This is a genomic window from Nitratidesulfovibrio oxamicus (assembly GCF_015731765.1).
Lineage (GTDB): Bacteria > Desulfobacterota > Desulfovibrionia > Desulfovibrionales > Desulfovibrionaceae > Cupidesulfovibrio > Cupidesulfovibrio oxamicus.
Map to the genome: position 1 here is coordinate 1 of NZ_VRYY01000310.1, position 3,059 is coordinate 3,059.

General features: G+C 68.1%; 3 protein-coding genes and 1 tRNA gene. 1 reads left to right on the forward strand and 3 read right to left on the reverse strand.

All coding sequences use genetic code 11. The annotated features are described in order from the left end of the window. Both FVW20_RS10940 and FVW20_RS10945 read right to left on the reverse strand, forming a co-directional pair. A partial coding sequence (locus tag FVW20_RS10940) for a chloride channel protein (protein WP_196609583.1) occupies positions 1 to 590 on the reverse strand: 590 nt, incomplete at its 3' end. Between the two features lie 292 nt (positions 591 to 882). Beyond that, positions 883 to 1,827 (reverse strand): bifunctional riboflavin kinase/FAD synthetase, encoded by a 945-nt coding sequence (locus FVW20_RS10945; protein WP_196609585.1) that lies wholly within the window; start codon positions 1,825 to 1,827, stop codon positions 883 to 885. 626 nt (positions 1,828 to 2,453) lie between these two features. Here FVW20_RS10945 and FVW20_RS10950 point away from each other — a divergent pair. Beyond that, a tRNA-Leu gene (locus FVW20_RS10950) sits at positions 2,454 to 2,540 on the forward strand. 238 nt (positions 2,541 to 2,778) lie between these two features. Here FVW20_RS10950 and FVW20_RS19750 read toward each other — a convergent pair. Continuing rightward, positions 2,779 to 3,059 (reverse strand): helix-turn-helix domain-containing protein (locus tag FVW20_RS19750; RefSeq protein WP_231039041.1); only part of this gene is annotated, 281 nt, incomplete at its 5' end.

Consider the following 3,059-nt stretch of genomic DNA (forward strand, 5'->3'; position numbering starts at 1 on the left):
CGGAACACCGCCCCCAGCCCCCCCGCCGCGCCCGCCAGCATCAGGATGCGCCGCTCGCGCGGTGAAAGCCCCAGCCGCATGGACAGCCACGAGCCGATGCCCGCACCGATCTGCGACACCGGCCCTTCGCGCCCGGCACTGCCCCCGGCGGCGATGGTGCAGATGGAGGTAAGCCCCTTCAAGACAGGGGCACGCCTGCGGATGATGCCCTTTTCCGCGTGAAAGGCGCGGATCATGGCGTCGGTGCCGTCAGTCATGCCGTCCAGGCTGTTGGGCAGAAAGCGTTGCACCAGCCAGCCCGTGACCAGCCCGGTAACGCCCAGCGCGGCCACGATGACCCAGGGGCGATAGGCGCGCGCGGCGGCCTCGGCATGGCCGAACAGCGTCTCTCCGGCCGGGGCGGGCAGCGAAAGTCCGGCCCAGACCACCTGGATGTAGTGCTTGCCCGCCTCTATGCCCAGAAAGAACAGGATGGCCGCGCAGCCGGACAGCAGCCCCAGCCCCATGCCCAGCACGCCAAGGCGCACATAGGCCACGGTGCGGTACAGGCGCAGGAATTCGTGCACGGGTTTCTTGAGCATGCGCAGCATGGTGCTTCCTTGGCGGTGCTTCCCTGGCGGGTGACCCGACCGGATGTGTCCCGAACCCAATGCGACCCTGACCGGATGCGCCCCTGACGGGATGCGCCCCTGGCATGACGCATCCGGCGCCGATGCTTCAGGCTTGCGGTAACGCGTGCACGCCGTCAACACACAGCGACACTGTGCGTTACGGCGGCATGCGGGCCGCGTTGCGCGGCACGGGGCCGGGCTCGCGGCGGGGCGAAATATCCGGCGGGACGACGGGTCCAGCCCAAGCGGCGGGACGCATCCCGCCGGAACGCTACAGGCGCGCGTCTGGCGCGGACAATATCTGCCGGGCCAGGTCCACGTCGCGGCGAATCTGGGTCACCAGTTCGTCGAGGCCGGAGAACTTCCGCTCGTCGCGCAGGCGATGCACGAACGAAACGCGGATTTCCCAGTCGTAAATGTCGCGATCGAAGTCGAGGATGTGCGTTTCCACGCTGAGCCGGGCGTTGTCGAAGGTGGGGTTGAAGCCCACGTTGGTCACGCCCTGATACACCTGTCCGTCGATCTGCACCCAGGTGGCGTACACGCCGGGCCTCGGCATCAGTTCGTCGCGCGGCTCCATGTTGGCGGTGGGAAAGCCCAGCAGCTTGCCGCCCCGGTCCATGCCGCGCACCACCTTGCCCCGGATGGCGTAGAAGCGGTCCATGAGCGGGCGCACATCCCACACGTCGCCCGCGCGGATCAGGTCGCGGATGCGGGTGGAACTGACCACGGCGTCGTTGATGATGACCGGGTCCAGCCGTTCTGTGGCAAAGCCGTACTGCGCGCCCAGGCGCTGGAGCAGTTCGAAGTTGCCCTTGCGCCCCTTGCCCAGCGAAAAATCGTAGCCGATGACCAGTTCGCGCGTGTGCAGGGCGTCCACCAGCACGCGCCGCACGAACTCTTCCGGCTCCTGCGCGGCCATCTCGCGGGTGAAGCGCAGCATCAGGGTCAGGTCCACCCCCAGCGCCTCGAACAGGTCCAGCTTCTTCTCGTAGTCGGTGATCAGCGGCGGGGTGTGCGGCCCCACCAGCACCCGCAGGGGGTGCGGGCAGAAGGTGACCACCACCGAGGGCACGCCCAGCGCGGCGGCCTTGGCCATGACCCGCCCGATAAGCTTGCGGTGGCCGTTGTGCACGCCGTCGAAGTTGCCGACGGTGACGCAGCTGCCCCGCGAGAGGTCGAGGCCTATTTCCTGTAATTCGCGTGCGATTTCCATGAATACTCGTGACGGCGGAATGGTGCGCGGCGCATGTCGGCAGATCGGGCGGCAAGGGGCATGCAGCGCGGGGCCGCGTGAACGGCTGACGGCGCGGGGTCGATGTTCCGGCACCGCGCCGTCTCGTGCTACCCCAAACGGCGCGCGGGTTCAAGGGCGGGGGATGGACAGGCGCAGGGCGGGCGGCAAGGACGGATGAGCACCCGGACAATGAACGCCCCAAGGTGCACCCGATGGAGCGCCCGATGGAGCGCCCGATGGAGCGCCCGATGGAGTGCCCGATGGAGTGCCCGATGGAGTGAATGACGGCGTGCACGGGCCGGGGACGGGACAGGGCGCCAGATCGGTCAGGCGGCATCCGGCACACCTTGGCAAGGCGACCGGCATGTCCGTGGCCGCCAAGGCTTGCACCTCTGCGCCGCACGGTGCTGGCCCGCCAATTGCCGACCTTTTGCCGCGCCAGCTACCGAGCCTGTGCCGCGCCCTCAGCCAGCTCACCTGCCGAACCAGAGGGCCGGACATGAAGGCAGTGCCCCCTCGCCATTCATATATATCGGCATTTTTTTTCGCCGGACAAAAAAACCGCTTGCCAAGCTCACCCTCCTGTGGCTATACGACTCCTCCGCGCCGAAGTGGTGGAATTGGTAGACACGCTAGGTTCAGGGTCTAGTTCCCGCAAGGGAGTGGGAGTTCGACTCTCCCCTTCGGCACCACGAGAATAAAGGGCCGCAACGAAAGTTGCGGCCCGTTCTCATTTCCGTCGCCTGACAAGGCAGATCAACCTGCCGGACAACCCACGAGCCGGTCAGGCAGACAACCGGACAGGCAGACAACCGGACAGGCAGGCAACCGGACAGGCAGCCCCCCGGAACCGGCACAACGCCGCCCGGCCCGCACACGCCCCGCGCCACCCCGGCCAAGCATGACCAAGCCCGGTCCGCCCCGTTTTCCCTAGAATCGCAATCCGTACTCGCTGAACTTGTAGCGCAGGGTGCGCGGGCTGACGCCAAGCAGGCGCGCGGCCTCGCCCTTGTTGCCGCCGCTGGCGCGCATGGCCTTCAGGATCACGCGCACCTCGGCCTCGCGCCGGGCCACATCCAGGCTGAGGTCTTCGCCCATGCCCGCCGGGTGCACGGCATGGATGGCCAGGTCTCCCCCCGGCATGCCGCCGCCGTTGCCGTTCCCCGCCCCGCCTGATGCGCCGCCGGACACGCCGCCCCCAGATCGGAAGA

Coding starts and splice junctions, on each gene's coding strand:
- FVW20_RS10945 (WP_196609585.1), bottom strand. CDS start 1,827: ATGGAAATCGCACGCGAATTACAGGAAATAGGCCTCGACCTCTCGCGG.